This is a genomic window from Candidatus Woesearchaeota archaeon, assembly GCA_016188115.1.
Classification (GTDB): Archaea; Nanobdellota; Nanobdellia; order Woesearchaeales; family GW2011-AR9; genus JACPIK01.
The window spans coordinates 450,186-471,676 of sequence record JACPIK010000002.1; the positions used below are offsets into that span (position 1 = coordinate 450,186).

At 38.0% G+C, this 21,491-nt stretch carries 22 protein-coding genes and 2 tRNA genes; 13 read left to right on the forward strand and 11 right to left on the reverse strand.

The genetic code is table 11. The features are described from left to right. Positions 1–30: 30 nt before the first annotated feature. The 6 genes from HYV86_02370 to HYV86_02395 all read left to right on the forward strand — a co-directional run bounded on the left by HYV86_02370 (position 31) and on the right by HYV86_02395 (position 4,162). A complete protein-coding gene (locus tag HYV86_02370; protein ID MBI2572680.1) occupies positions 31–984 on the forward strand; it encodes a phosphate uptake regulator PhoU in 954 nt (317 codons plus the stop codon). A 62-nt stretch (positions 985–1,046) separates the two neighbouring features. Further along, on the forward strand, positions 1,047–2,489 hold the full coding sequence (locus tag HYV86_02375; protein ID MBI2572681.1) for a hypothetical protein: 1,443 nt from the start codon (positions 1,047–1,049) through the stop codon (positions 2,487–2,489). 52 nt (positions 2,490–2,541) lie between these two features. After that, positions 2,542–2,663, forward strand: a tRNA-Leu gene (locus HYV86_02380). 108 nt (positions 2,664–2,771) lie between these two features. Further along, a tRNA-Thr gene (locus HYV86_02385) sits at positions 2,772–2,882 on the forward strand. Between the two features lie 62 nt (positions 2,883–2,944). Further along, positions 2,945–3,877 (forward strand): hypothetical protein, encoded by a 933-nt coding sequence (locus HYV86_02390; protein MBI2572682.1) that lies wholly within the window; start codon positions 2,945–2,947, stop codon positions 3,875–3,877. Positions 3,878–3,937: 60 nt separating this feature from the next. Further along, on the forward strand, positions 3,938–4,162 hold the full coding sequence (locus HYV86_02395) for a hypothetical protein (protein MBI2572683.1): 225 nt from the start codon (positions 3,938–3,940) through the stop codon (positions 4,160–4,162). 160 nt (positions 4,163–4,322) lie between these two features. On the opposite strand, the gene HYV86_02400 is transcribed toward HYV86_02395, so the two are convergent. Beyond that, on the reverse strand, positions 4,323–5,078 hold the full coding sequence (locus HYV86_02400) for a hypothetical protein (protein ID MBI2572684.1): 756 nt from the start codon (positions 5,076–5,078) through the stop codon (positions 4,323–4,325). A gap of 118 nt (positions 5,079–5,196) precedes the next feature. Between HYV86_02400 and HYV86_02405 the strand changes: the two genes are divergently transcribed. The 4 genes from HYV86_02405 to HYV86_02420 all read left to right on the forward strand — a co-directional run bounded on the left by HYV86_02405 (position 5,197) and on the right by HYV86_02420 (position 7,611). Beyond that, positions 5,197–5,499, forward strand: a complete 303-nt coding sequence (locus HYV86_02405; protein ID MBI2572685.1) for a hypothetical protein — start codon at positions 5,197–5,199, stop codon at positions 5,497–5,499. A 41-nt stretch (positions 5,500–5,540) separates the two neighbouring features. Beyond that, positions 5,541–6,572: a polyprenyl synthetase family protein gene (locus tag HYV86_02410; GenBank protein ID MBI2572686.1), complete on the forward strand. Its 1,032-nt coding sequence runs from the start codon at positions 5,541–5,543 to the stop codon at positions 6,570–6,572. Beyond that, entirely contained in the window at positions 6,572–7,141 is a 570-nt protein-coding gene (locus HYV86_02415) for a hypothetical protein (protein ID MBI2572687.1), read from the forward strand. Before HYV86_02410 ends, HYV86_02415 begins: the two co-directional genes overlap by 1 nt. 80 nt (positions 7,142–7,221) lie before the next feature. Further along, positions 7,222–7,611, forward strand: coding sequence for a hypothetical protein (locus HYV86_02420; GenBank protein MBI2572688.1), 390 nt, complete (start codon positions 7,222–7,224; stop codon positions 7,609–7,611). A 47-nt stretch (positions 7,612–7,658) separates the two neighbouring features. On the opposite strand, the gene HYV86_02425 is transcribed toward HYV86_02420, so the two are convergent. Next, positions 7,659–8,336 carry a hypothetical protein gene (locus tag HYV86_02425; protein ID MBI2572689.1) on the reverse strand — a complete coding sequence of 226 codons (678 nt, stop codon included), beginning with the start codon at positions 8,334–8,336 and terminating at the stop codon, positions 7,659–7,661. 124 nt (positions 8,337–8,460) lie between these two features. On the opposite strand from HYV86_02425, the gene HYV86_02430 reads away from it, so the two are divergent. Next, the gene (locus HYV86_02430) at positions 8,461–8,730 is read left to right on the forward strand and encodes a hypothetical protein (GenBank protein ID MBI2572690.1); all 270 of its coding nucleotides are present in this window, start codon (positions 8,461–8,463) and stop codon (positions 8,728–8,730) included. A gap of 5 nt (positions 8,731–8,735) precedes the next feature. Here HYV86_02430 and HYV86_02435 read toward each other — a convergent pair whose 3' ends face one another. The 5 genes from HYV86_02435 to HYV86_02455 all read right to left on the reverse strand — a co-directional run bounded on the left by HYV86_02435 (position 8,736) and on the right by HYV86_02455 (position 15,532). Then, positions 8,736–11,615: a DUF3458 domain-containing protein gene (locus HYV86_02435; protein ID MBI2572691.1), complete on the reverse strand. Its 2,880-nt coding sequence runs from the start codon at positions 11,613–11,615 to the stop codon at positions 8,736–8,738. A 90-nt stretch (positions 11,616–11,705) separates the two neighbouring features. Further along, entirely contained in the window at positions 11,706–12,746 is a 1,041-nt protein-coding gene (locus HYV86_02440) for a hypothetical protein (protein ID MBI2572692.1), read from the reverse strand. A 57-nt stretch (positions 12,747–12,803) separates the two neighbouring features. Further along, entirely contained in the window at positions 12,804–14,075 is a 1,272-nt protein-coding gene (locus tag HYV86_02445; protein ID MBI2572693.1) for a LamG domain-containing protein, read from the reverse strand. Positions 14,076–14,182: 107 nt separating this feature from the next. After that, positions 14,183–14,695 (reverse strand): 50S ribosomal protein L15e, encoded by a 513-nt coding sequence (locus HYV86_02450; GenBank protein ID MBI2572694.1) that lies wholly within the window; start codon positions 14,693–14,695, stop codon positions 14,183–14,185. 219 nt (positions 14,696–14,914) lie between these two features. Continuing rightward, positions 14,915–15,532, reverse strand: a complete 618-nt coding sequence (locus HYV86_02455) for a hypothetical protein (GenBank protein MBI2572695.1) — start codon at positions 15,530–15,532, stop codon at positions 14,915–14,917. A 187-nt stretch (positions 15,533–15,719) separates the two neighbouring features. Here HYV86_02455 and HYV86_02460 point away from each other — a divergent pair, with 187 nt between their 5' ends. Next, positions 15,720–16,070, forward strand: a complete 351-nt coding sequence (locus HYV86_02460; GenBank protein MBI2572696.1) for a hypothetical protein — start codon at positions 15,720–15,722, stop codon at positions 16,068–16,070. 78 nt (positions 16,071–16,148) lie between these two features. Here HYV86_02460 and HYV86_02465 read toward each other — a convergent pair whose 3' ends face one another. Then, the gene (locus HYV86_02465; GenBank protein ID MBI2572697.1) at positions 16,149–17,228 is read right to left on the reverse strand and encodes an AAA family ATPase; all 1,080 of its coding nucleotides are present in this window, start codon (positions 17,226–17,228) and stop codon (positions 16,149–16,151) included. 11 nt (positions 17,229–17,239) lie between these two features. Then, complete coding sequence (locus HYV86_02470; GenBank protein MBI2572698.1) at positions 17,240–19,198, reverse strand: hypothetical protein; 1,959 nt, start codon at positions 19,196–19,198, stop codon at positions 17,240–17,242. 274 nt (positions 19,199–19,472) lie between these two features. Between HYV86_02470 and HYV86_02475 the strand changes: the two genes are divergently transcribed. Beyond that, positions 19,473–20,357: a ribose-phosphate diphosphokinase gene (locus HYV86_02475; GenBank protein ID MBI2572699.1), complete on the forward strand. Its 885-nt coding sequence runs from the start codon at positions 19,473–19,475 to the stop codon at positions 20,355–20,357. A gap of 74 nt (positions 20,358–20,431) precedes the next feature. On the opposite strand, the gene HYV86_02480 is transcribed toward HYV86_02475, so the two are convergent. Together HYV86_02480 and HYV86_02485 are read right to left on the reverse strand one after the other, a co-directional pair. Beyond that, complete coding sequence (locus tag HYV86_02480) at positions 20,432–20,818, reverse strand: DoxX family membrane protein (GenBank protein MBI2572700.1); 387 nt, start codon at positions 20,816–20,818, stop codon at positions 20,432–20,434. A gap of 65 nt (positions 20,819–20,883) precedes the next feature. Then, positions 20,884–21,441 (reverse strand): cob(I)yrinic acid a,c-diamide adenosyltransferase, encoded by a 558-nt coding sequence (locus HYV86_02485; protein MBI2572701.1) that lies wholly within the window; start codon positions 21,439–21,441, stop codon positions 20,884–20,886. Positions 21,442–21,491: the final 50 nt, after the last annotated feature.

Below are 21,491 nucleotides of genomic sequence, written 5' to 3' on the forward strand. Positions count from 1 at the left end.
AACACACATGTACATCCGGGGGGAAAACACATGGAATATCGAAAACTTATCTCATTTGGAAAAAACAGCTTCGTAGTATCACTGCCTAAGAATTGGGTACGACAAAGTAAGTTAGAGAAAGGCGATTTAATTTACATCGAAGAATCAGGTTCTAACCTTGTCTTAAGTAAGCAAGAAATAAACAAAGAAGTCCAAGAAAAAGAGAAAGTAATCAACATTGATGGAAAAACTGTATTCTCCATTACCAGAGAAGTGTGCTCTGCATACATCCTTAATTATAGAACCATCACACTTCGTGGAAAAGAAATTAAAACCAAAGTAAAAGAATTGCAAGGTATAGTTCAAGGCCTTATGGCTTTAGAGATACTTGAACAAAACTCAGATTCTATCATCGCAAAAGATTTTCTTAACATGGACAAAGTATCCGTCAACGAACTTCTTCGCAAGATGGATGTCGTAACCAGAACTATGATCAAAGAAATGTGTTCCATCTTTGAAGAAGACACTTATGAAAATCTTAATGAACGCGATCGGGATGTAAACAGGCTTTATTTTTTATTATATCGAACGATATTGTACAACCTTGAAAACCCATCCAAATCAATGAAAAATTTTAAACTAAGCCCAATTGATTTGTTAAAGTATTATACCCTTGGTTTTTACATGGAAGCAATAGGAGATGAAGTTAAGCGCTCGGCAAGATATTTACGCCAACTCAAACTCACGGCAGAGAAACAAAAAGTAATCAAGAACATGTTACTTGAACTTAATGATTACTTCATCACCACCATGAAAGCAGTGCATAATAATGATATGTCCTTAGCGCTTCAACTCTCCGAAATGAAGTTAAAATTTAATAATCAACTAGAAGAACTCGAAAAAGACGTGCAAAAAATAGCATACTTACACAATGTAATTAGTAAATTACAGAGAATGACAACCCTAATTCATAATACAGGACGATTGATTTATACCCTGGAGTAACCATTGGGCAATAGTGAATTTGCATAAAAGTTTATAAAGAAAGGACAGTTTTAGTTCCGGTAATGGTAGACCGCAGTAGAAATGCCGCTGAGCTAAATGAATTAGAATCTAGTGTTCGTAGAGCCTTTGGAAACCAATATTCTAATTATAAGCAATTTACGATTCAGAAAAGTTGGGAAACAGGTCATGCTCGCCTTGATCATTTTACATTAAAAAGAACAGGACATCGCCTAAGACATTTTATTTTAAAACAGTTTATACCTTCTACCAGAACAGAACCAACAAGCATCCCTCTCTACGATTTGGTCCATAATCCGGGTCGACTCTATCAAGCAGAATTGCGTAACTTACAACGAATTCGACGACATGCAGCTCTTTTTGACAGAGATCTTGCAAAACAATTAGTCCCCATAGTGTATGGAAGCGATCCTGAAACCTGCACCATTGTCATGGAATATGTACGTGGTCAAAACAGCAAAAATATTATCGCAGAACTCGCCAGACAAATACCTGCAGACGAATGCCAAAGACGAACCGAAGGACTAGCTAAATTAAACAAAACATTCCTTGAGGGAATCAGAGGAATCGCACGTTTCGATGGAATAGTTAACGCTGGAAAAGCAGGACAACCTTCATCGTTTCTTGTAAGTCAAGATTATCTTCAAGAAAGAGAATTAAATGAGAGAATTAATGCAACACTGTTTCTACAAAATCTTCAAGCTTTGGCAGGGCATCTTTACGAAGGACGAGTACCACTTGTAGTTCAAAAGACAAACGGATGGGAAGATCTTCAAACAGCACTAGGAAATTTTGACTTAGAGCAAAGATTAACGCAGTTACGAGAAATGCGTTCAGTTTTCCGTGAACCAATACGAGCTCAACATCGAGATTGCAATGGCATGAACCAAATTGGCACTAAAATGGTAGACTTGGAAGATTTTGGGTTGGATGGAGCTGCAGAAGACCTAAGTAGTTACTGCACCGTATTAGGATTAGCAAATAACGCTATTTTTAGAAGTAACGACTTACCATATTTCATACAAACATACCTCGCGTTAAGTGATGCATACCAACACCAGAATGAAACCGCGATTAATACTCTTGAAAACGCGAAAAATGGTGAATCTAAAAGATATATTCAAGGGAAAATGGATGAACAAGAATATGCAAGATTCATGCTAAGTTTCTTCGATCGTAGTATAACCAAAATGCTATACCTCTGGGGAAGTTCTACAAAACATCCTGACCCTGCAAAAGTATTTGGCACCATGAGACCCATTAATAAAGACATAGTTATAGAGATATTAGGCACTATTGGTTCCCTTGACACATACTTTGGCAAACTAGGTGAAGACCAAGCAAAAAGAGCAAGAGATTATTTTCATGCGCAAGCAGATCTTATCAAGACTATTTTAATACCAACAATGCCAGAATATATTACTGCCGCCATTAGAAATGGAAGCACTTCTGGGCGAATGAGTTTAGAAGACCCTTTTGGTAAATAAACGATCTTTAAGAGAAGATTTTATAAATTACTTCTTTTGTCCGACTATCATCGCCGAGGTAGCAAAGTGGTCAAATGTGCAGGACTTAAGCCCTCAAACATCCAAAGGATAGTTTGAGTATGGAAGATATCCTGTGGCTTAGTGCCTTCGTGGGTTCGACTCCCTCCCTCGGCACTTTACATTTAGTTATAGTCCGTGTCTCATCAAAGCCCAAAAAAGCCGATTTCTATCCTACACGAAAGAAAGTTTTTTAAAGCACTTTGAAAGCTTGAAGAATATAATGCCCCTGTGGCCTAGTGGTAAGGTTTTACCTCACTAAATGGCGTTAAGATGGTAAAACATCGCGCAGCCTTGGTAAGGTAAAGGTCCCGAGTTCAAATCTCGGCAGGGGCTCTCTTTTTTTATAATATCCTCAACGCAACAATCTTTATAACAATTCACCCCCTCCAAACCCCATGCTCACTGGTCTCTACACCCATCTTCAAAACTACTTACAACAATTCTCCCAAGAAGACGAACTCCTCTTAGACCACCATTCCTACAAATTTGATCAAAAAAACTTTACTCCACTCACCCCAACATCCAGCACCACCACATTCATTGACGGTGGAGAAGCGCAAATCATCAACGCTGGAAACTTTTCCATCTCATTTATCAGAGTTGCAGCCATCACTTTCAACGGCACACAAAAGTCATCTCAACGCATCGAAGAATTCTACCTCTTCACTAATGCCAAAACCGTTGAGGGTAAAGTCTGGTACACTGCAACCATCTTTAGCGATAAAGAACCTCTCATCAACGCCCAAGATCTCATGGTTTCATCTCATGATCCTCAACTCACCTCCAGCTCACAGCGCGCCCCGATTGAAAAAATAACCAGCATGGCGCGACGCTTCGCTGAACTCTCTCTTGCTACATCCATTAAAGAAGGAATAGTTGTTCTAGACGGCACCAAAGATAAAACCTATCCCAATGAAGAGAAGTATCTTCAACAACTCTCGTCAAACGTCTGTGCTTTAGCAAAAACATCCACCCTCTTCACTAAGCAAGGCAATAATATTACCATGTTTCTTCAAGAACACGGACCACAAAACTGCTGGTTCTATTCAACCCCACAAACCAATTTCGTCAAACTTCATCCAAAATCAACCCATGTCTTTCGCTTTGAGGGAACAATCCTACAAGCCAACTCATTGCTTTCCCTCAGCTCCGATCCCATTTTCTTAGGCTATCCCTATGGTTTGATCGTTGCCGACAAACTCGCCCGCGTCAGCAATAACGAAGCAGCCTCCATTCGCAACCGGCTCTCGCTCAATAAAGACTATAAAGATCTGCTTCAGCATACAAACGCAACTAATGCTCATTCGATTCTAGACACAATTGGATAAAAAGAACAATCACCAAATTAATTCGAAAAGATTAAATAGAGGTATATTTTGCAATTTTTGATGCAAAGAAAAGAAAGATTAAGTGGTCTTGAGACAACCGTAGAATTAGTACCTGTTGTTGGTGCCATGAGGGCAATCTACTCATTTGATCAAGGTAGAGACACATTACCAACGAGACAAGACCAAACCTTTGGAGAAGCTCTAAATAGATCACTTCTGTTTACAGGATATCATGCTGCTTGGAGCGTCGTGATAGGGTATCATGCTTACAATTTCTTAAAATAAACCTACATTATCATTCAATAACATTCAAAACCGCTTCTCCAGACTATGTTTGAACAGAATCATAAGCCGCTTAAATCCTATATGGAGCAATATTGCAAAGTTCAACAAAACAACGCAACCAATGCACATTCGATTCTCGATACTATTGGATGAAAAGAACCTATTCTTTCGCTAATTCCCACATCACATAAAAATATTCTCGGAATGAATCTGCAACCTGTTCATCACTTACAAGAATTACCGTTGGGATTTTTTTTAAAATCACAACCATCATCTTATCAGCCCAGATGTTTATTTCTGAAGGAGTAGTATGAGCTAAGTATTTCGTTTTAAAAAATCTAGGATACTTCAATTGTTCCTCAATGTTTCCTCGAGCAGTTTCATTATAGATAATCCTTTGTTTAATCCCTTTTTGAGCCATCAATTTTAGATGTTTGTTAAAAAAGCGCTGAACCTGTTCTTCATTTTCACCTTTACTTGCACCAAAGACTAAGTTTGTATCACCTTTCTTCAACGTATCGCGCAGCATCTTATACACTGTTTCCATACCTTTCCAACCTCTAAAGACTTCAGCTTCAGTGTCATTATCGGTTAATTGTTGCTTTAATTTCAGTTCAGGAAGAATACTCTTGATTTCTTTTTCTTGCAATTCTAATTCTTTCTTTTTGTCCTCAAGAAAGTCTAAAAGTCGATCTGGGCTTACTGCCTTAAAGTATTTCATATTCGATTGAACAACATGCGTTACTAATCCTTTATCGGCTAATCTTTCTAGCCCATCATACACCTTGGAGGTATGAATACCAGTCTTTTTAATGATCGCACCACTGCTCGTAAGACCAAGCTCCAAAAGGGCAAGATAAATTTTGATCTCATTTTTGGTAAGCCCAATTCCTTCTAGAATCATTTCAATAGACATACAAAGAGGATTATTCCCCCTTATTTAAATTTTGCTTTCTCTTCCCCCTTTTGGGAAGAAGATCTATTATAAACAAATAATATGGCCAATAATAACGGTGCGAGGTTAGGAGGAAAGAATGACAACCCCAACTGATGGAAAAAGCCAATTAGACAGACTTGAAATGCTATTTGTAGGAGCAGATCGTGAGCCGCTTCTTATGAATTTTCGACTAGACCTAGTAAGCCCAGGTAATTGGTCTGACATGAAAAGAAGAGAACCTCGAATAGAGACGGAATTTGGAAACTATCTCAAAACAACAGATCAATTAGCAATGAGAGATGAAATCAATGCCCATTTCGAATACATTGACATAACTGTTTTCGAGAGATTTCCTGCATACATAGCGCGAGTCGTTGTCTACGAAAAACAAAGAACATAGACCGCATACATTTATTAATCCCAAAACCGCTTCTCCAGACTATGTTTGACGAATACAGAACATCTCTCAAAAGATTTCTTGAAAGTTATCTTAAAACACAAGCAACACGATACCAGAAAGTCAATAATTGGAGCACCGATACTTCTCAAAAACTAATTCCATTCACCACCAGCGGCAAACTTCTTCGGGGCAGTTTTGTTCTTTTTATCGCACAAGCTTTAGGCAATAAAGAAACCAAAAAAAATCTCCCTGTTGCCGCAGCAGTAGAACTCATACATTCTTCGTTATTGATCCATGATGATATCATTGACCGAGATGAGCTGCGACGTGGTTCTAAAACAATCCATGAACAGTATAAAACAACATCACCCTTACTCCACGACGCCACGCATTATGGCATAGCACAAGCGATCTGCGTAGGAGATTTGGGCTTTGTTTTTGCAACTGATCTTATTGTAAAATCAACTCAAGCAGCAAAATTGATGACTCTATTCTCACAAGAGATTAGTAATACTATCTTTGCCCAAATGGAGGACGTTCACTTCACCCTATCACCAAAATGGCCCACGCCTCTCGCCATTGAGAAGATGTATCTTTACAAGACAGCACGCTACACCTTTTCATTACCATTCAAAGCTGGTGCGATACTCGCCCAAGCCAATCCTACAACCCAAAAGAGACTAGAAAAATTAGGAGAAACATTAGGCTTGCTCTTCCAACTCAAAGATGATGAACTTGGCCTTCTGGGTGATGAAAAAAAGACCGGAAAACCCGTTGGTTCGGATATACGAGAAGGAAAGAAAACAATACACATGCATCTGCTCTTAAAAAACACAACAAAAACAGAAACAAGACAAATCCTCTCAATCATAGGAAATAAACACTGTTCAACTCAAGACATTATCTACATCCAAACTCTCATCAAACAGAAAGGAATAGATCAACTTCTGCAAAAAAGAATGCAAACCTTAGCAAAGAATGCTCTTGCGCAAATCAAACAACTCCCTTTCCAGACAAAAGATAAAGAACAACTTATTTCTCTTACAAACTATCTTCTAATACGGGAATCATAATGAGTCCAGATAAAGCAAAAAAGATTCATGACGAGATAGTACAAGAAGCGCTCCAAGATAAAGAGGACAACCCATCTCTCTTCAAACATCCCCTCACCATAACCCTCATAGGTATGTTTCTTCTTGCCATCTTCCTTGGTTCTTATCTTGCCTATTCACCTATTTCCAAAACCATTGAAAGCTCATTTACTTCCGCATTAATCGAATCGGATATCATACGAATCTATGATCTTGAACTCCACTTTGAAAACAACAGCGCGCAAGACATAACCTACCTCTATCTCCAAGAACAAGAAGCGGAATTTAGTCTTTGCCTCTTCGGAGAAAAACAGGAAAATATTTACCGTATCATTTCATTTATTCAACCCACCCAATACAAAAGAACATTCAATCAAGTTACCTTTCAAGCCTGCCCACCCCAAACCCTCATCTTGTTCCACACCCACCCGTACAAAAGCTGTTTAGCCTCTACCCAAGACATCATAACCTTGCGTGAATCACAGAAAGAGAATCCAAACATGCTCATGGTAATCATGTGTGAGCCAGCACGATTTGCCGTGTATGAATAGAAAAGAGAATAATAATTGCCACTAGTTAAGTACAATTTCTCACAAAATTTTATATAAAAACAATCAAAATAGAACATAACATGAGAGAAAGATTAGAACAAGTCTGCCAAGAAGTAATGGCTATTGGGCTTTTTGAAGGTGAATATAGCATAGATGGCAGAACAATTCGCACCAATCCCACACATGATCTTCCTTGGAATAACCAATGTCACGCTGCAGTTGCAGTACTAGAACAAAGACTTGTTGGGGTCCCATTTCAGGTAGTTGGATTCCACATTGAAGGCAACGTAAATGGAAAACCTACCAATAGCACCCATGTAGTAGGAGTAGTTCCAGATCAAAATGGCGTGTACGTTCTCGACCCAACGCTTGGACAATATGGAGCACGCTTACATCATGGAGTGTACACTCTAAACCAATACCCCCTCGTTAAACCATTGCTAGAAAGACTTTCAGAACACCCTATCTAAACTAAGAGCTAACTCAATTTCTACATCCCAGTTTGTTTCACCATTTCTCACGCCGTTTGTCCTAATGTACCCAATGATACTGGATAAGGAGTTGGTCGTCGTCGAACATACATTACAGCATCCCACAAGACATGAAAATCCTCTGCTGTTAAACCTTCCACTCGTTTCTTTTGGATCAATTCTTCTTCAAGTGGAACAAGGGTGCGAAAATAGGGGCTCTGTTCAGAACCAGATAACGCAATACGCGCTGCCAAAAGATCAGCATGATTAATCAAAAGCATTCGTTCATCACCACTCCCATGTACTTCTACTTGTGAACGGGGAATATAAAACCGTTTGCGGTGCAAAAGATCAACAAGAACATCAGTTGTTTCTTGTTCACATCCAAATGAATCAACATGAATAACACTGCGAGAGGCATCATGACACAACCGTAAAACAATCTGCGCAATCATCCCATACTCTAATTCGCTGCGACGAAACGTAGAAGAAGACATTCCCATCCACGCAAAGTTATGCAACCCTTCCGTATGCAAATAAGAAAGACTGGGAAGAGGCTGATCTGCATGAAGATATCCTCGTGCTTTAGAAAGCCAATTATGCGGTTTATACTCCGTACATCGTCGTGCCAGTGACGTCGCACCTACAACTACCAGATTATGTGGACTCTGCGACGTGCCAGAAGCTGCGCACTCATCAATACCAACATACGACCACGTCGGCATAATAACAGAAATGAAAATGAATATTTAAACGTATGTCGTGACCATATAGAGACAAGAAAGTAAAGAGGGAGATAATAACCTAAACCACAAATCTTTAAATAAAAACATTCACAAACCTCGGATCATGACACAACCACAATTTGAACGACCAACAAGACAAAATGTTGAATTAGGAGATCTCTTGCTTACGGGCGATAACCAATTTGTAATACCAGTTCCTATTACCAACATTGATGACACGCACATTTATGCAGATGGAGTTTCTCCCGGTGGCGGATGTATGATTGGTGTATCAAGAGATTATGGTGTTGCAATAGTTCTCAAAGTTAATGGCACATATCTTGTTGGAGAACAGGTACCTCAATATTTACCAAGAGAAAAGAACCCAGATTAATTTTCCTACTTCTCTTTCAATTCTTTAATTTTACCTTTCTCTTTTTCATACGCAGCAACAGCCAAAGGTAACCCTTTCAACAGCCGTTTCGTCGTATTGTGAACACTTGCTGCTTTCTCAACTGGAACAGCATGAAGTATATCCACCAACATTTGTACAATAGGAACATGATACTTCTCTTCCATTTTATCCACATTGCCAAACACTTGTAAAAGCCGACCAGTAGTATACTCATTCACAAACGCTAATTTAAGAATCACTCGTTTCAACAAAGCTCGACCTTGAGTAGTTTGTAAGGACATCTTACGATTATTTGCAAAAGTTGCATACAACGCACGTTGATCATTGGTTTGCTCGATACGAAAATGAGGACTCTCTTCAGCCCGTTTGATGTAATCAAACACTTCCACAGTATCACAACTAGCCAAAGTCAAGAGATACGTTTCCCAGCGCACTAAATTTCCCGCTGCAAGCTTTTCTTCTTCTTTAATAAACACATGACGACGTGGTGCATTGCTATTAAGCAACAAACGCAACGCGGTTAAACGTGTTGTTGCATTCGTTGATCCAATCTGTTTCTCTAACTCAGAATGCACAGCTTTAGTATCCAATTGAGCCAGCAAGCCTAAACAAAGTAAGAGATACGATCGTTGTTTAAGTAAGAATGACTGCTGATCAAGATATGTCCCTGTTGGAACTTTTTCTTTTCCAATTCGATCATACAATGAAATTATTTTATCAGTATAACGATGCGCAATAGCGCTTAAAATCTTCTTCTTCACAGTAAATAACTCTTGATAACGATGTGCGTATTTCTCATCATCTACTGCTTCAAAGATTGCCAGAAATTGCGCCCCAGCTGACATCATCAAAGAACTATCACAAAGCAATTCTAAATATAAATCTGTAATTGACTTATCAACCTCAGCAGAAGGTGCTTTAAGCAAACGCATCTTCTCTTGATCGATTAATTGATACCATGCTAAAAATCGACCAACAATATCTTTTTCCTTACGTACTTGTAAAAAGAGTTCTTGACGGGTGGTAGCATATTCTACTTTCCCATAAAATGAATATCCCTTATTGCAAGATAAAAATGCGGGTTGACGATGAAGTAAAAACGTAACTTCTTTACGAAGAGCATCCATCATAACTGTCGTTTCATACAATACGTTGCCATTCTCATCACATGCAGCAAGTTGAAACGGAAACGTCCAAAAGTCATTCTCTTTCGCATTAACTTGTGTAAGCGTAACAACAAGACGTTTGTACAAAACATCATAGCGTTTTTCAACTTTAACAATAGGATACCCCGTTTTCTTAAGCCACGTCGTTGCCATTGCTTGTAACGAAACACCCGATACTTCTTCCATACACGCAATCCATTGTTGACGAGTAGCATTACTATGCTTGTACCTCTGGTAATACAAATTAAGACCTTTATTGAAAACCTCACGACCAAGCATGGTTTCAATCATACGCACAAATTCAGGCGCTTTAACATAGGTAATGGAAGTAATAAGTTCATTAGGATCATTAAATCCTTCTGGTTCAATTGGTAATGACGCTGCGCCAACATCCTGTGTTAATGTACCTGCTTCAGGGGAGAGTAATGTTAACACTCGCTGTAACCGAGAATAATCATTACCGAAATGAAATGTATGATATCCTAGTTCAATAAATACTGTGACGGCTTCATTAAGCCAAATTTCAAAAGGACTACGACCCGTTACTTCACTCCCATTAAGATTATGGTAAAACTCATGCACTTTAACTTGCATTAAATATTCAAAACCACGATCCGTCATCTCTGCAAAAGGAATAATTCTATTCGTAGTAATAGTGGTATTTCCCACATTCTCCATCCCACCAAAATCTGAATTTTGCATACCGATCTCACGATACACTGTCCCAGTATAGGAATATCCCCAATGATGTCCTTTTGCGAGTTCTTTTATTTTAGTAGCAAGAGCACGAACATCTTTTTTAGCAGCACGCCGTTCTTCACGTTCTTTAAGAAGAGACCAGAGTTCTTGAGCAACAGGTTCATTTTTATATCTATCAGGACCAGTGAAGAGATGAATCCACAATATGCTATCATGCAAAATTTCCAGTGCTTTCTGCGCAAGATCAGCTTTTGTCTTTGGTGGAACTAATAATTCTAAAGTAAACGAACGTCCAGAAGGATATTCCAGTATACGTGTAAATGTTGCATACGTCCCAACACCTAAGAAAAATAAATACGTCGCCATCGGCGTCTTGGTATTCTTATAAATAACTTCAACACGACTGCTCTTATCTTTTTTATCTTTCTGATATTTCTTATCTTTCTTATTATCTTTCTGATCGATAGATACTTTATCGATAGGTACTGGACCTTTCACTAAATCCCCATTCGTAATCAGATTGGTATAACGAGAATCTGCGCAAATTGTTGTCGTATATGTACACTTTGCCGTCATATCATCAATACAAGGCACCAAGCGTTGAAATCCCCATTGTTGGCACTGTGTAATTTGCGTTGGAGGAGCACCAGCAGGAGTTTCATCATAATAAAGTCCTTCCAGCACATTCTTAGAAGGAATAATTGTATGCTTAGAAGTAATCGTAAATTGAGTTTTAGCTTTAAGTGGTTTTGTAAATGTAACATGTAAGAATGGAGACTTATACTTCCATGTGAGAGGAACTGAGCCTGTGACATCATGAATTTGCATCTCTTTGGCATTGAGAATTAACTCTTTGATCGGCTTAGCAAGAACATGTGCATGTAAAGTTGAGACCACAGTAGTATGATCATCAAAGATATCGAAAAACAAATCAAAATGCTCGACTTTAACAGTAAGCTCCCCAAAATCAGTGGGATAATACTTAAACATCCGACTCATATGACAAGGACGGGCAAAAGAGTTAATAAAGGTTGGGGAGAGACTTAAAAAAAGACAATTATTCCTCCTGATTGAATATTTAAGCCAAATTTATTCTTTTTCGCTAGTTGCAACCGCTTCTCCCCGCACCTTCTCCCATTCCTGTGTAAACGCTGCTGCAATGGCAGTATCATGTAACACAATCACGTTCTCATCATTATGTTGATCGCCATTCGCCGATGGATTAAACGACCCTGTGACAACCGTCTTGCCATCAATGATAAACACTTTATGATGTAAATTATTCTTGTTCCCATCAATCAGAACATCAACCCCATTATTCTCCAGCCGACCATATTCTGTAAAATCATTGAGCTGTGTTTTTTCCATAACCCCCCGCACCACCAACCCATCTGCTTTCTTAAGCAGCAATACATTCCCGATTTCATCATGCGTAAACGAAAACACCATAAACAAAATTGATTTTTCAGCTTTCTTTAACTCCTCTTTGACATGATGCGCACATTCATCTTCAGGACAAAAATAGACCTCTGTTTTTACACCATTCAAATCCAGCGCATTATTAATGGATTTATTTCCACCTTTGAATTTGCCACCCCACATCTCCAAAAGTTCTGCATCGTAGAGTTGCGCCATGCGTGTTGATTCAATAATAAGAAGATTATTGTTATTTTTATGCGCATCATTGTTGGTAGGATTCATCGAACCCGTTGAAACATGTTTGCTATCAACGATACAAAACTTATTATGCATTAATCCAGATTTATCTGGTTTAACAAATGATTCGTCAAATTTATGAAAATAATCATCATCCGTAATCACTTTAACATCAATCACCTGTGCTTTCTCACGTAAAGTTTGCTGCACTAAAGGCAACCCAATATCATACAATGCACAATGAATAGATACATTCGCAGACTCTAAAAACGAAACCAATGTTTCTTCACAACCTTGATGAGGACAAAAATAAAGTTCAATGGATCCATTTTCAGCAATAAAAGAAGAAGACTCTTGATTAACAACAGTTGCTCCACTTAACGATGAAAGAGAAGGACCATACAGATATAAAGCATAACCTATTGCAAACAATAATAACACCAAAAACAGTGACTTACTTTTTTTACGCCCCATATTACTCTAAAAGAAAACAAACTATTTCAAATTATCTGAAGATTGCGATAAAATGAATCAAAAATTTTCTTTGCGATTCATGATGAAAAACCCTGACCCAACAATAACTAAAATCAACATCATGCCCAACGTACTCCATTCCGGCACCAGATATGAAACATCAAGATAATTCACAGTCACATTATACAAAGCCGGCGTAATATTTGCGCTCAAACTAGTAAACTCAAATCGATACTGAAAATAAGTATTGTTAGCTAAGCTCAACGCTTGTGAGGGAGTGTCATTTATTACATCCGTAAAAGTTTCACCACTGCAAAGCGCATCATCACACGATCGAACACTTAAGTTTAACGACATGCCACGCTTATAGATATTCTCTATCTCTTCTTTAGAAAGAGTGCGATTCCAAATGGCAAGCTCATCAATATACCCTTCAAACGAACCTGCGCTTGCCGCACCACCTAATGTAACCGGTTCAATCGAATCTGCAAAAGAAGTAACCACACTACTGGCTTTTGTACCTGCCGCCTCAGTTCCATTTACATAAATTGCATAGGTATCTGCAGGAATATTTCCCACATACACCACATGATACCATTTATTCGCTGCGAATGTTGCATCTGTAGAATATATTCTTGCGGGAGTTCCACTTAAAGCACCATAAACCACGTTTCGAAACTTATTAGTGTTAATATCAAAAGACCATTGTCGTCTACCTGCTGTTGGATTGTATTTTGCCAATATTTGTCCCGTGCTAGAATTTGGATATACCCATGCACTAATCGTGTACGTCCCGTTAATCGTCGTCTCCAACACATCTCCTAAATTTACATAAGACGACCCATTAAAATGATATGATTTTCCAAATCGTGAAGTCGTGTTAAGAGAAGGGCGAGTTCCTGGTGCGCCCCATGTCCCATTCGTATTCATTCCACTAAAATCATGTGTTTCATTTCCTTTTGTTTGTTCAGCTGACACATTATCAAAATGATATAATAACACGTTGCCCGTCATATTCGTCGTGTTCAAATACCCCGTTTCTACACCTAAAAAGTTGGGAAGTTCACATCCATACCCATAACAAGTCTCACGCGTCCAATTGATCCAATTCCATTGAACTGCAAGGTATCCTGTATTCAAAATTGGACTAGTATAATTTCCAGTGATATTAGTTGTAAGATTGGTACGCACCGCACCATCACGAAACGAAGTGCTAGTATATGTTCCACCATTAAAATCGGTAACGAGCAGAGTTGTCCAAGTTACACCAAGAACAACACCAGCAAGTAAAACTAGAAGTACTAAAAACCATCCACCTCTTTTGTGCATGCATTTGTAAGAATAGTACAGTATATAAATGAGATGGCTAGACAAAAAAGCTGAACATCAAAAAAGAAAAGAGAGTAAAAAAAGTAAAAAGAACAATAAGAGCTAACTTATGAGCTTCTCATACGTTGCCCAGCAGAAGTTTTTGCTTGGAACACACGGCTCTTATTCTCTGGACTGCAGATCCAATTGATATTTTTATCAGATTTAATCACAGGATGGGAAGGATCAACCATGATCACTTCAAACCAGCGATACCGACCATCTTCAGCAACCCAATAAGAGTTAAGAACGACTAGGTTAGTAAATCTTTTTTGTGCACGAACTTCTGCTACATATTGGTAACTTTGATGTAAATTAAGTCGTCTTCCAAACCGTTTTGAACGGCGACCACCAGCAGGTTTAGGACGGGTATGACCCCCACGAATAACACGTTGGCGAACCATAACAAAACCCTGTTTTGCTTTGTAGCCAGCAGAACGAGCACGATCAAGACGAGTAGGTCGTTCGATACGAATAGAAGTAGGCTCACGACGCCAAGCGATTAATCTCTCTTTCCAAAGAGCATCTAAATTTTCTTTAGGTTTTTTCCACGTTTCGCGGATATGTTTGTATAAACTCATTTTAATTTGCCTCCATTGTTTGCTATTTTACTCTTGTAGATTCGGGCAAGCACGCCTACATTTCCACAAATAAGCAAATATGCCAGCTGTTTAAAAAGGTTACCCCCAATTTGGCTTCATCCTACCTATTATTTTGCTCCCTAGAACCAATCAAATCGTTAAGATCGCAGTATCAGAAAGACCAGAAATATACACCCATGTACATCTTCTCAGACAAAACTACATCTTAATATATTTATCAAAGAAAGGGGAGACCGTTTCAACTAAGCTTTTGCCTTTCGTATCATCCAGAACCAAAAAGGTCGCTTTTAACTTCGCATTACTAATTTTTCCCAGAACATAATGAACAAAACGCTGCGTTGTTTCTAATTCATTATAGATTAAAAATGCGGAAAGATTATCAAAAACAATATAATGATAATTACCAGTCGAGATCAATGAAGTAAGATGAATGCACAAATCTGAAAGAGCTTGTGGACTATCTAAACAATATCGATTTTTACCATCAAGACAAAGTTTACGACACTCTTCTTTATTGTTAATCCCATTGATAATAAAAAGATCTTTAAACATAACCCTTTCTTTTTGAAGAATAGCAATGACATCAGTAAGCGACTTGTTAAACGAAATAAAAATACCCCCGCCCTTATTTTGACGTATTAATTTTTGAATCAATGAAGGATACTTTTTATGAAAAGTACCCACATCTAATAGCAGTAAAGAACTATCATTAGAACTACTGTTATGAGGATTACTTGCATGAGGATTACTCTTTACAAGAGTTCGAGTCTTTGCTTTACGCGCAGTAGCACTCTTCTTTGGTTGTAAAATCGTCATTAAACATACATCTCTTTACCCTAGAAACGTCTTTCGAGTATATAATTATTCCTTTTAACGCGGCTCGCACAAAAAGAGAGAGAGAGAGAGAGAGAGAGAGAATCTGGCAATATACTTTTAAGATTTTTCTATTTAAAAACGATCTCTCGATAAATATATAAACTCATTTAAATTACTAAAAGACAAGATGGTACATTCAGTATTCAGTTGGATCTTAAATTTATCTGTAATAGGTCTTGCGGTAATTTCCTTAGCATACCTTCTGTATGCGGTTAAATCAACAACCAAATTAGCTTCAGATAATTTCAAGAAAATGATCGTTGGGTTCTTATTAGCAGGTATTTTTTCAGCAATAAGATGGACGGGAGGATCACTCGTAATGTTGAATCTGGTTGTAAAAGAGAATACAATTATAGAAGTTATTTGGACTGGTGCAGGAATAATATCAGCATTTTTTGTAATCTACGCTGCAAAAAAAGCAATCGATTTCACGAATGAATTAAATTTCAAAAAAAGAAATGGGTTGAAAAAGTCTTAAATTTATCTCCTATTTATCAAGTGGGGCTCTCAGTATATATACTAAAATTAACTTTAAAGAACGAGATGCATGTAAGAATTAAATTTTTTCAAATACTTCTTGATCTGGATATACTTGAATTCCTTTATCCGTTATTTGCATTGCCACAATCTTTTTCTGATGTTTTGCTCCCCTCATTTTAAGCACTTCAATAGCATTCTCCCGTACACTTTGCTTTCGTAAAGAATAAAGCACAATAACCCCATCAGCAAGGAATTCCTCTGCCCCATAAGAAGATAATTTTACCGGAACCTGTCCAGTCTCAGATATTAAAAATGTGGTCACATGTAATGTTTCCAAATAGCGAAAAAAATTCTCCATAAATAAACGGTACCCTAAATCTTGGCCTGCAAAGGAAGATGCAAGCGCAGTCAGCGAATCAATGACAATTCGTTGCGGGTGAAACCCTTGAGGGATAATTTCTAAAATATCATTTAGATCTATGAGCAATTCGCCTTTAGCATGAGCAAAAATTGCTTCTATATTTGTAGATAAAATAAATGGATCTTTTCGTACTATTTTCAACGTTCCATTACTCTCAAGCTTTTTCCAGTCCCACCCAAAATCACTAATATGCTCTTTTAAACGCTGTTCAGATTCTTCAAAACTAATGTAAAGACACTTCTCACCCTGTTGCGCAGCATGAATTAACGATTGAAGACAAAGGATAGTCTTTCCAGAACCAGCGCCTCCCGCCACAAGAACTGACGTTGCTTTCGGAATTCCTTTTTCAAAAAGATGATCTAATCCAGTGATACCCGTATGCACATATCTCTCTTGAGATTTATCCATAGGCTTGTGGGGAGATTTATTTAGCGATGTATGAAGAGACCTAGATAGAGAAGTATGAGAAGACTTAGGTAGAGAGGTATGAGAAGACCTAAGAAGAGACCGAGAAGAAGAAGAAGAAGAAACAAGAGATTTATTTTTAGGCGCTGGTAAAAGTGTAGCAACTTTTCTTCCAGCTTTTACTTTTTTCCCATCTTTTGCGCGACCGCGCCCATCCTCTAAATTTTTGTTTTTCAACAAGACCCTCTTCTTCAACGAGACTTTTTGTTTAGTCATCTTAACTAACTTAACCTTTGGACTTCTCTGAATACCTTTTGATTTTTTAACCATATGTATGTGCCCTATTTAAACTGCCTTTTTGGAAGTTTTATTTTCTTAAAACTCTTTCTCGAGAGGTTTTTCTCCCCGATTTTATCCAATAATTCTAATTTTTTCTCATGGTAAGTAGACATTTTTTCTCGTAATTCGAGCATCAGCTTTTCATAATCATCCCGTGAAATCACATGATGTTTAAAGTATTTCCACTGAAGATCCTTCTGTGTTTCAATGATACGCTGCTCATGATTAAGAATCCTTTTCAAGTGAACACGAAGCAACAAGCGATGCCAAGTAGGGTAAGAAATAATCAACAATAAAACTAAGCCTCCTGCGAAAAAATACCAATAACGAGAAAAAACATTGTAATAAAATAAACGTAATTTCAGTTCATACTTATTAACTAAAATAATGTTTACAGGAACATGAGATAATTCTAAACGGTTATTATAAATGTCCTGAACAGACACCTCTAATTCAGCACACAATGCATCATCCGGATTTAAAACAATTGTTGAACTGTATAACCCAAGCCCAACTTCCCCTAATTTTATGATTCTCGGCCCAAGAGCAACAAAAACAACCCCCTTCTCTAAAGGCGCACCACTCGAATAATGTGCCTCTACCGCAAATTCTACTTCCTGTCCAGTAAAAAAATCAGTTTTTGTTGGTCTGACTAGAACAGCATTAATCTGCGCTGGACGAAGAGTAAGAGCAAGATGGTTTCCTCCTGCCTTGTAGATTCCCTCTCTACTTTGGTGCAACGCTTCAACAGCTAAATGCCAATTACCTAACTTACCATCATATTTTGTTTGATAACCAACGCTATACGTCCCTAAAGCAACTTCTTTTAACAATATCTTCTCATTATGTAAATTATGAAAATGAACATCAAGACCACTCACAAGATCTTTTCCTTCACGTACTTCCACCGTAATAGGAATTATTTCACCACGAACAAATTCAGTGTGTTCCACTGGACTTAAAAATCGAACATCATAATACGCAACTTTGGGAGGAGTAACCACCGTAGTATTCAAAACCCGTTGACCAATGTTGCCCAGTTTATCATACGCATTAAGTTCAACTCTCCAAACCCCGCTGGGTTCAGCAAAACTAATGGGAAAATCAAATGAGAAAAAACCCAGAGAACTTGTGTTTATAACTTTAGTAAAAATCTCATGTCCAGAGATAATAGACAACGAAATCGGAATACCAGACGCAATTTCTTTATCAAAATAGCTTACTTTTCCATCCAACATTAAATGTTCCCCTTTTTGAAACCTCTCTTTAATGGAAGTTGTAATTTCAAGAGTAGGATTCACATGCACCCGTATCCTTTCTTCATCAAATGAACTAAGTTCACCTCGAACTATAATTTCATACACCTCTGCCGCTGTGCCTTCTTTAAGATTGATTGTTGCGCCATAAAAACCAACACCGCGATTTTGAAAATCAGGTTCTAACGTAACTTCCCCAAAAAGAGAAGAGAATGCATTGACTCTTATTTGAGAAGAGGGGTAAATTCCCTCAAACCCTTGCACCACCAAATCAAATGAACCTCTGCGTAAACTAGCTTCATCTGCAGGACTTTTAAATACTATTTTGATAGGAGGTGGAGTACTACCACTACCCATGCCCGAAGTCGTTATTGAAATCGTTGCGTTCGAACCGGGATCAGGAGGAGGAGGCGTTTCTGCCCAAGTACACGAATGCGACTGACACGTTGCCTGAGAAGAAAATGTTGAACAAGCATCATGTGTTCCAGAACATTTGTTATTATTCTGATTATAACTGCACCCAACAGAAGTACAGCCAGATTGATCACCATTATGGCTATTACAAGCATGTACAGTACCAGAACAAGTACCATCCGCAAAAACCGAAGGGACACCTAAAATGAACAGAAGAAACAAAACAAAGATCAACAGCGAACTAGAAAAAGTGAAAACTAACCTACTTCGAACTCCAAACCTCTTTTTCATAGAAGAAATGATATTACCAGACTATAAAAATGTTTAGAACCACTACTTTGGAGAATATATTATTAAATAACAGATTACAACTAACCCCATCATCGAAAACCAAAAATAGCCCAAAAGATCAAAAACAAGTATAAAAGAACCGCCATAAAAGAGTAATAAACCAGATCAACAACAACAGTTTTATATACCTCAATCTCTCTATTCCACCAGAGGTGTACAGAAACATTCGTTTCTGAACCCCTTTTTTAATCATAGTTAAAAAAGAGGTGTTAGCATGATCATCACATCCTGTGGTAATTCTATTCCCATCGCCAAGGCAATTGCCAAAGCACTCAAAGCCAAGTTTTCTCCATTAACCATATCCAGTTTTCCAGATAACGACATTTACATGAAATACAATGTTGATGTGAAAAAACAGATCGTTGTAATCGTTCATTCATTACAACCCAATCCTGACACATCCCTATTTGATGTCACCTTTGCTGCTCATACTGCCAAAGATCTTGGGGCAAAAAAAGTAATTCTCGTCGCCCCCTATCTTTCGTATATGCGTCAAGACAAACGCTTTCATCCAGGAGAAGCAATAACCAGCCGCATCATGGCAAAAATGCTGAATCCTTGCATTGATCATCTTATTACTATTGACCCCCATCTTCACCGCTACAAATCATTGCGTGACATTTTCACCATGAAAACAAGCTGTTTGACCGCCAACAACATTCTTGCCAAATATATTAAAACACATTTTAACCACCCCGTAATTATTGGACCTGATTGGGAATCCTATCAATGGGCAGAAGACATTGCCAAAGAAGTAGGAACACAAGTCACCATCATGGAAAAAACACGCTTCTCATCACGACACGTTACATCTAAAATGATTCATCCCGTAATGCTTAAAGATCGTGAAATCGTTGTTGTCGACGACATTCTCTCTACCGGTCATACCATTTGCGAAGCCGCCAAGAACGCCTATAACGCTGGTGCACATCGTGTTGGAGCCGTGGTTGTGCATGGATTATTTGTCGAAGACGCCAGGAGTAAATTAAAGAAAGCACACGTCAACGATCTCGCATCAACCAATACCATTGAACACCCAACCAATAGAATTGATGTGACAGAGTTGTTAGTAGAAGAATTAAAAAAGATAATTAAATAATTTTTTTTATATCCTCATCCTAGATAGTATTAGATTTTTATAATTAAAGAAAACAAGAAGAAAAAAACAAAAATTTATTTTCTGCTAAACAACGCTTTGTATTTCTCCCAATACACAAATCCAAAATACCCATTAAACAGGCATACAACAACGCCCATAATAGCATACATTGGTTGTAGCATCAAATTAAATACAACAATACCCACTGAAACTGGTGCAAGAAAGATCGCAGCAAGCGCAGGCAAGAAGTTAAACACGAGCATCAAACCTGCAACAATTTCCGTCACTTTAATCATATGAAATATCCCTGTACTCAAGAGAACTTTCATTGTCTCAACCATTGGCGCGGGAATACCTTCAAGAGAAGAACCAGCCATAAGTCCACTTACACCACTAAACGTCATAAATAACCCAAAAAGAATGCGGATTACCATAACTAATCTTTTGTTTCTAAAATCCATGTGTATCACCTATTTAATAAAACTAGAAGAAAAATGAGTGGAAAATATATAAAATTAACCTAAACCTACTCCTTCCCAAAATACTTGTAAATCGGCTGCTGCTCTTTCACATTCACTTCTTTATTCGCAGATCTAGCCAACATAAAGAAATAATCACTCAACCGATTAACATAACGTAATGTTTCTGGATTAATTTCGATGACTTCTTGCGCTTGTACAAGACATCTCTCCGCACGACGAGTAATCACTCGAGCCAAATGCAAAAACGCACTCTCTTTCGTACCGCCAGGTAAAATAAATGACTGCTGAGCACCCAACTTTTCATCAAGAGCATCAATTGCCTCTTCTAATTCTTTCACATGTTCATCTCGAATACGTGGCATGCTATCTTTTGCTAACTTGCTGCCACCAAGATCGGCACCAAGTTGAAAGAGATCATTTTGAATACGCATCAAACAACTCTTAATTCCTTCATCTTCTACAAAACATAATGTCACACCAATCACTGAATTCAACTCATCCAAAGCGCCAAATGTTTCAATACGTGGATCACTCTTTGAGATAAGTCCGCAACCAAAAAAAGTTGTTTTTCCCTGATCACCAATTTTTGTATAGATCTTCATTATTCACACCCTATTCTTTAATTATTATTAACCTAAATTATTAACCTAAT

What these genes read in the sequence shown, in the direction of transcription:
- HYV86_02370 (MBI2572680.1), top strand. Translation starts at nt 31, where the DNA reads ATGGAATATCGAAAACTTATCTCATTTGGAAAAAACAGCTTCGTAGTA.
- HYV86_02375 (MBI2572681.1), top strand. Translation starts at nt 1,047, where the DNA reads ATGGTAGACCGCAGTAGAAATGCCGCTGAGCTAAATGAATTAGAATCT.
- HYV86_02390 (MBI2572682.1), top strand. Translation starts at nt 2,945, where the DNA reads ATGCTCACTGGTCTCTACACCCATCTTCAAAACTACTTACAACAATTC.
- HYV86_02395 (MBI2572683.1), top strand. Translation starts at nt 3,938, where the DNA reads ATGCAAAGAAAAGAAAGATTAAGTGGTCTTGAGACAACCGTAGAATTA.
- HYV86_02400 (MBI2572684.1), bottom strand. Translation starts at nt 5,078, where the DNA reads ATGTCTATTGAAATGATTCTAGAAGGAATTGGGCTTACCAAAAATGAG.
- HYV86_02405 (MBI2572685.1), top strand. Translation starts at nt 5,197, where the DNA reads ATGACAACCCCAACTGATGGAAAAAGCCAATTAGACAGACTTGAAATG.
- HYV86_02410 (MBI2572686.1), top strand. Translation starts at nt 5,541, where the DNA reads ATGTTTGACGAATACAGAACATCTCTCAAAAGATTTCTTGAAAGTTAT.
- HYV86_02415 (MBI2572687.1), top strand. Translation starts at nt 6,572, where the DNA reads ATGAGTCCAGATAAAGCAAAAAAGATTCATGACGAGATAGTACAAGAA.
- HYV86_02420 (MBI2572688.1), top strand. Translation starts at nt 7,222, where the DNA reads ATGAGAGAAAGATTAGAACAAGTCTGCCAAGAAGTAATGGCTATTGGG.
- HYV86_02425 (MBI2572689.1), bottom strand. Translation starts at nt 8,336, where the DNA reads ATGCCGACGTGGTCGTATGTTGGTATTGATGAGTGCGCAGCTTCTGGC.
- HYV86_02430 (MBI2572690.1), top strand. Translation starts at nt 8,461, where the DNA reads ATGACACAACCACAATTTGAACGACCAACAAGACAAAATGTTGAATTA.
- HYV86_02435 (MBI2572691.1), bottom strand. Translation starts at nt 11,615, where the DNA reads ATGAGTCGGATGTTTAAGTATTATCCCACTGATTTTGGGGAGCTTACT.
- HYV86_02440 (MBI2572692.1), bottom strand. Translation starts at nt 12,746, where the DNA reads ATGGGGCGTAAAAAAAGTAAGTCACTGTTTTTGGTGTTATTATTGTTT.
- HYV86_02445 (MBI2572693.1), bottom strand. Translation starts at nt 14,075, where the DNA reads ATGCACAAAAGAGGTGGATGGTTTTTAGTACTTCTAGTTTTACTTGCT.
- HYV86_02450 (MBI2572694.1), bottom strand. Translation starts at nt 14,695, where the DNA reads ATGAGTTTATACAAACATATCCGCGAAACGTGGAAAAAACCTAAAGAA.
- HYV86_02455 (MBI2572695.1), bottom strand. Translation starts at nt 15,532, where the DNA reads ATGACGATTTTACAACCAAAGAAGAGTGCTACTGCGCGTAAAGCAAAG.
- HYV86_02460 (MBI2572696.1), top strand. Translation starts at nt 15,720, where the DNA reads ATGGTACATTCAGTATTCAGTTGGATCTTAAATTTATCTGTAATAGGT.
- HYV86_02465 (MBI2572697.1), bottom strand. Translation starts at nt 17,228, where the DNA reads ATGGTTAAAAAATCAAAAGGTATTCAGAGAAGTCCAAAGGTTAAGTTA.
- HYV86_02470 (MBI2572698.1), bottom strand. Translation starts at nt 19,198, where the DNA reads ATGAAAAAGAGGTTTGGAGTTCGAAGTAGGTTAGTTTTCACTTTTTCT.
- HYV86_02475 (MBI2572699.1), top strand. Translation starts at nt 19,473, where the DNA reads ATGATCATCACATCCTGTGGTAATTCTATTCCCATCGCCAAGGCAATT.
- HYV86_02480 (MBI2572700.1), bottom strand. Translation starts at nt 20,818, where the DNA reads ATGGATTTTAGAAACAAAAGATTAGTTATGGTAATCCGCATTCTTTTT.
- HYV86_02485 (MBI2572701.1), bottom strand. Translation starts at nt 21,441, where the DNA reads ATGAAGATCTATACAAAAATTGGTGATCAGGGAAAAACAACTTTTTTT.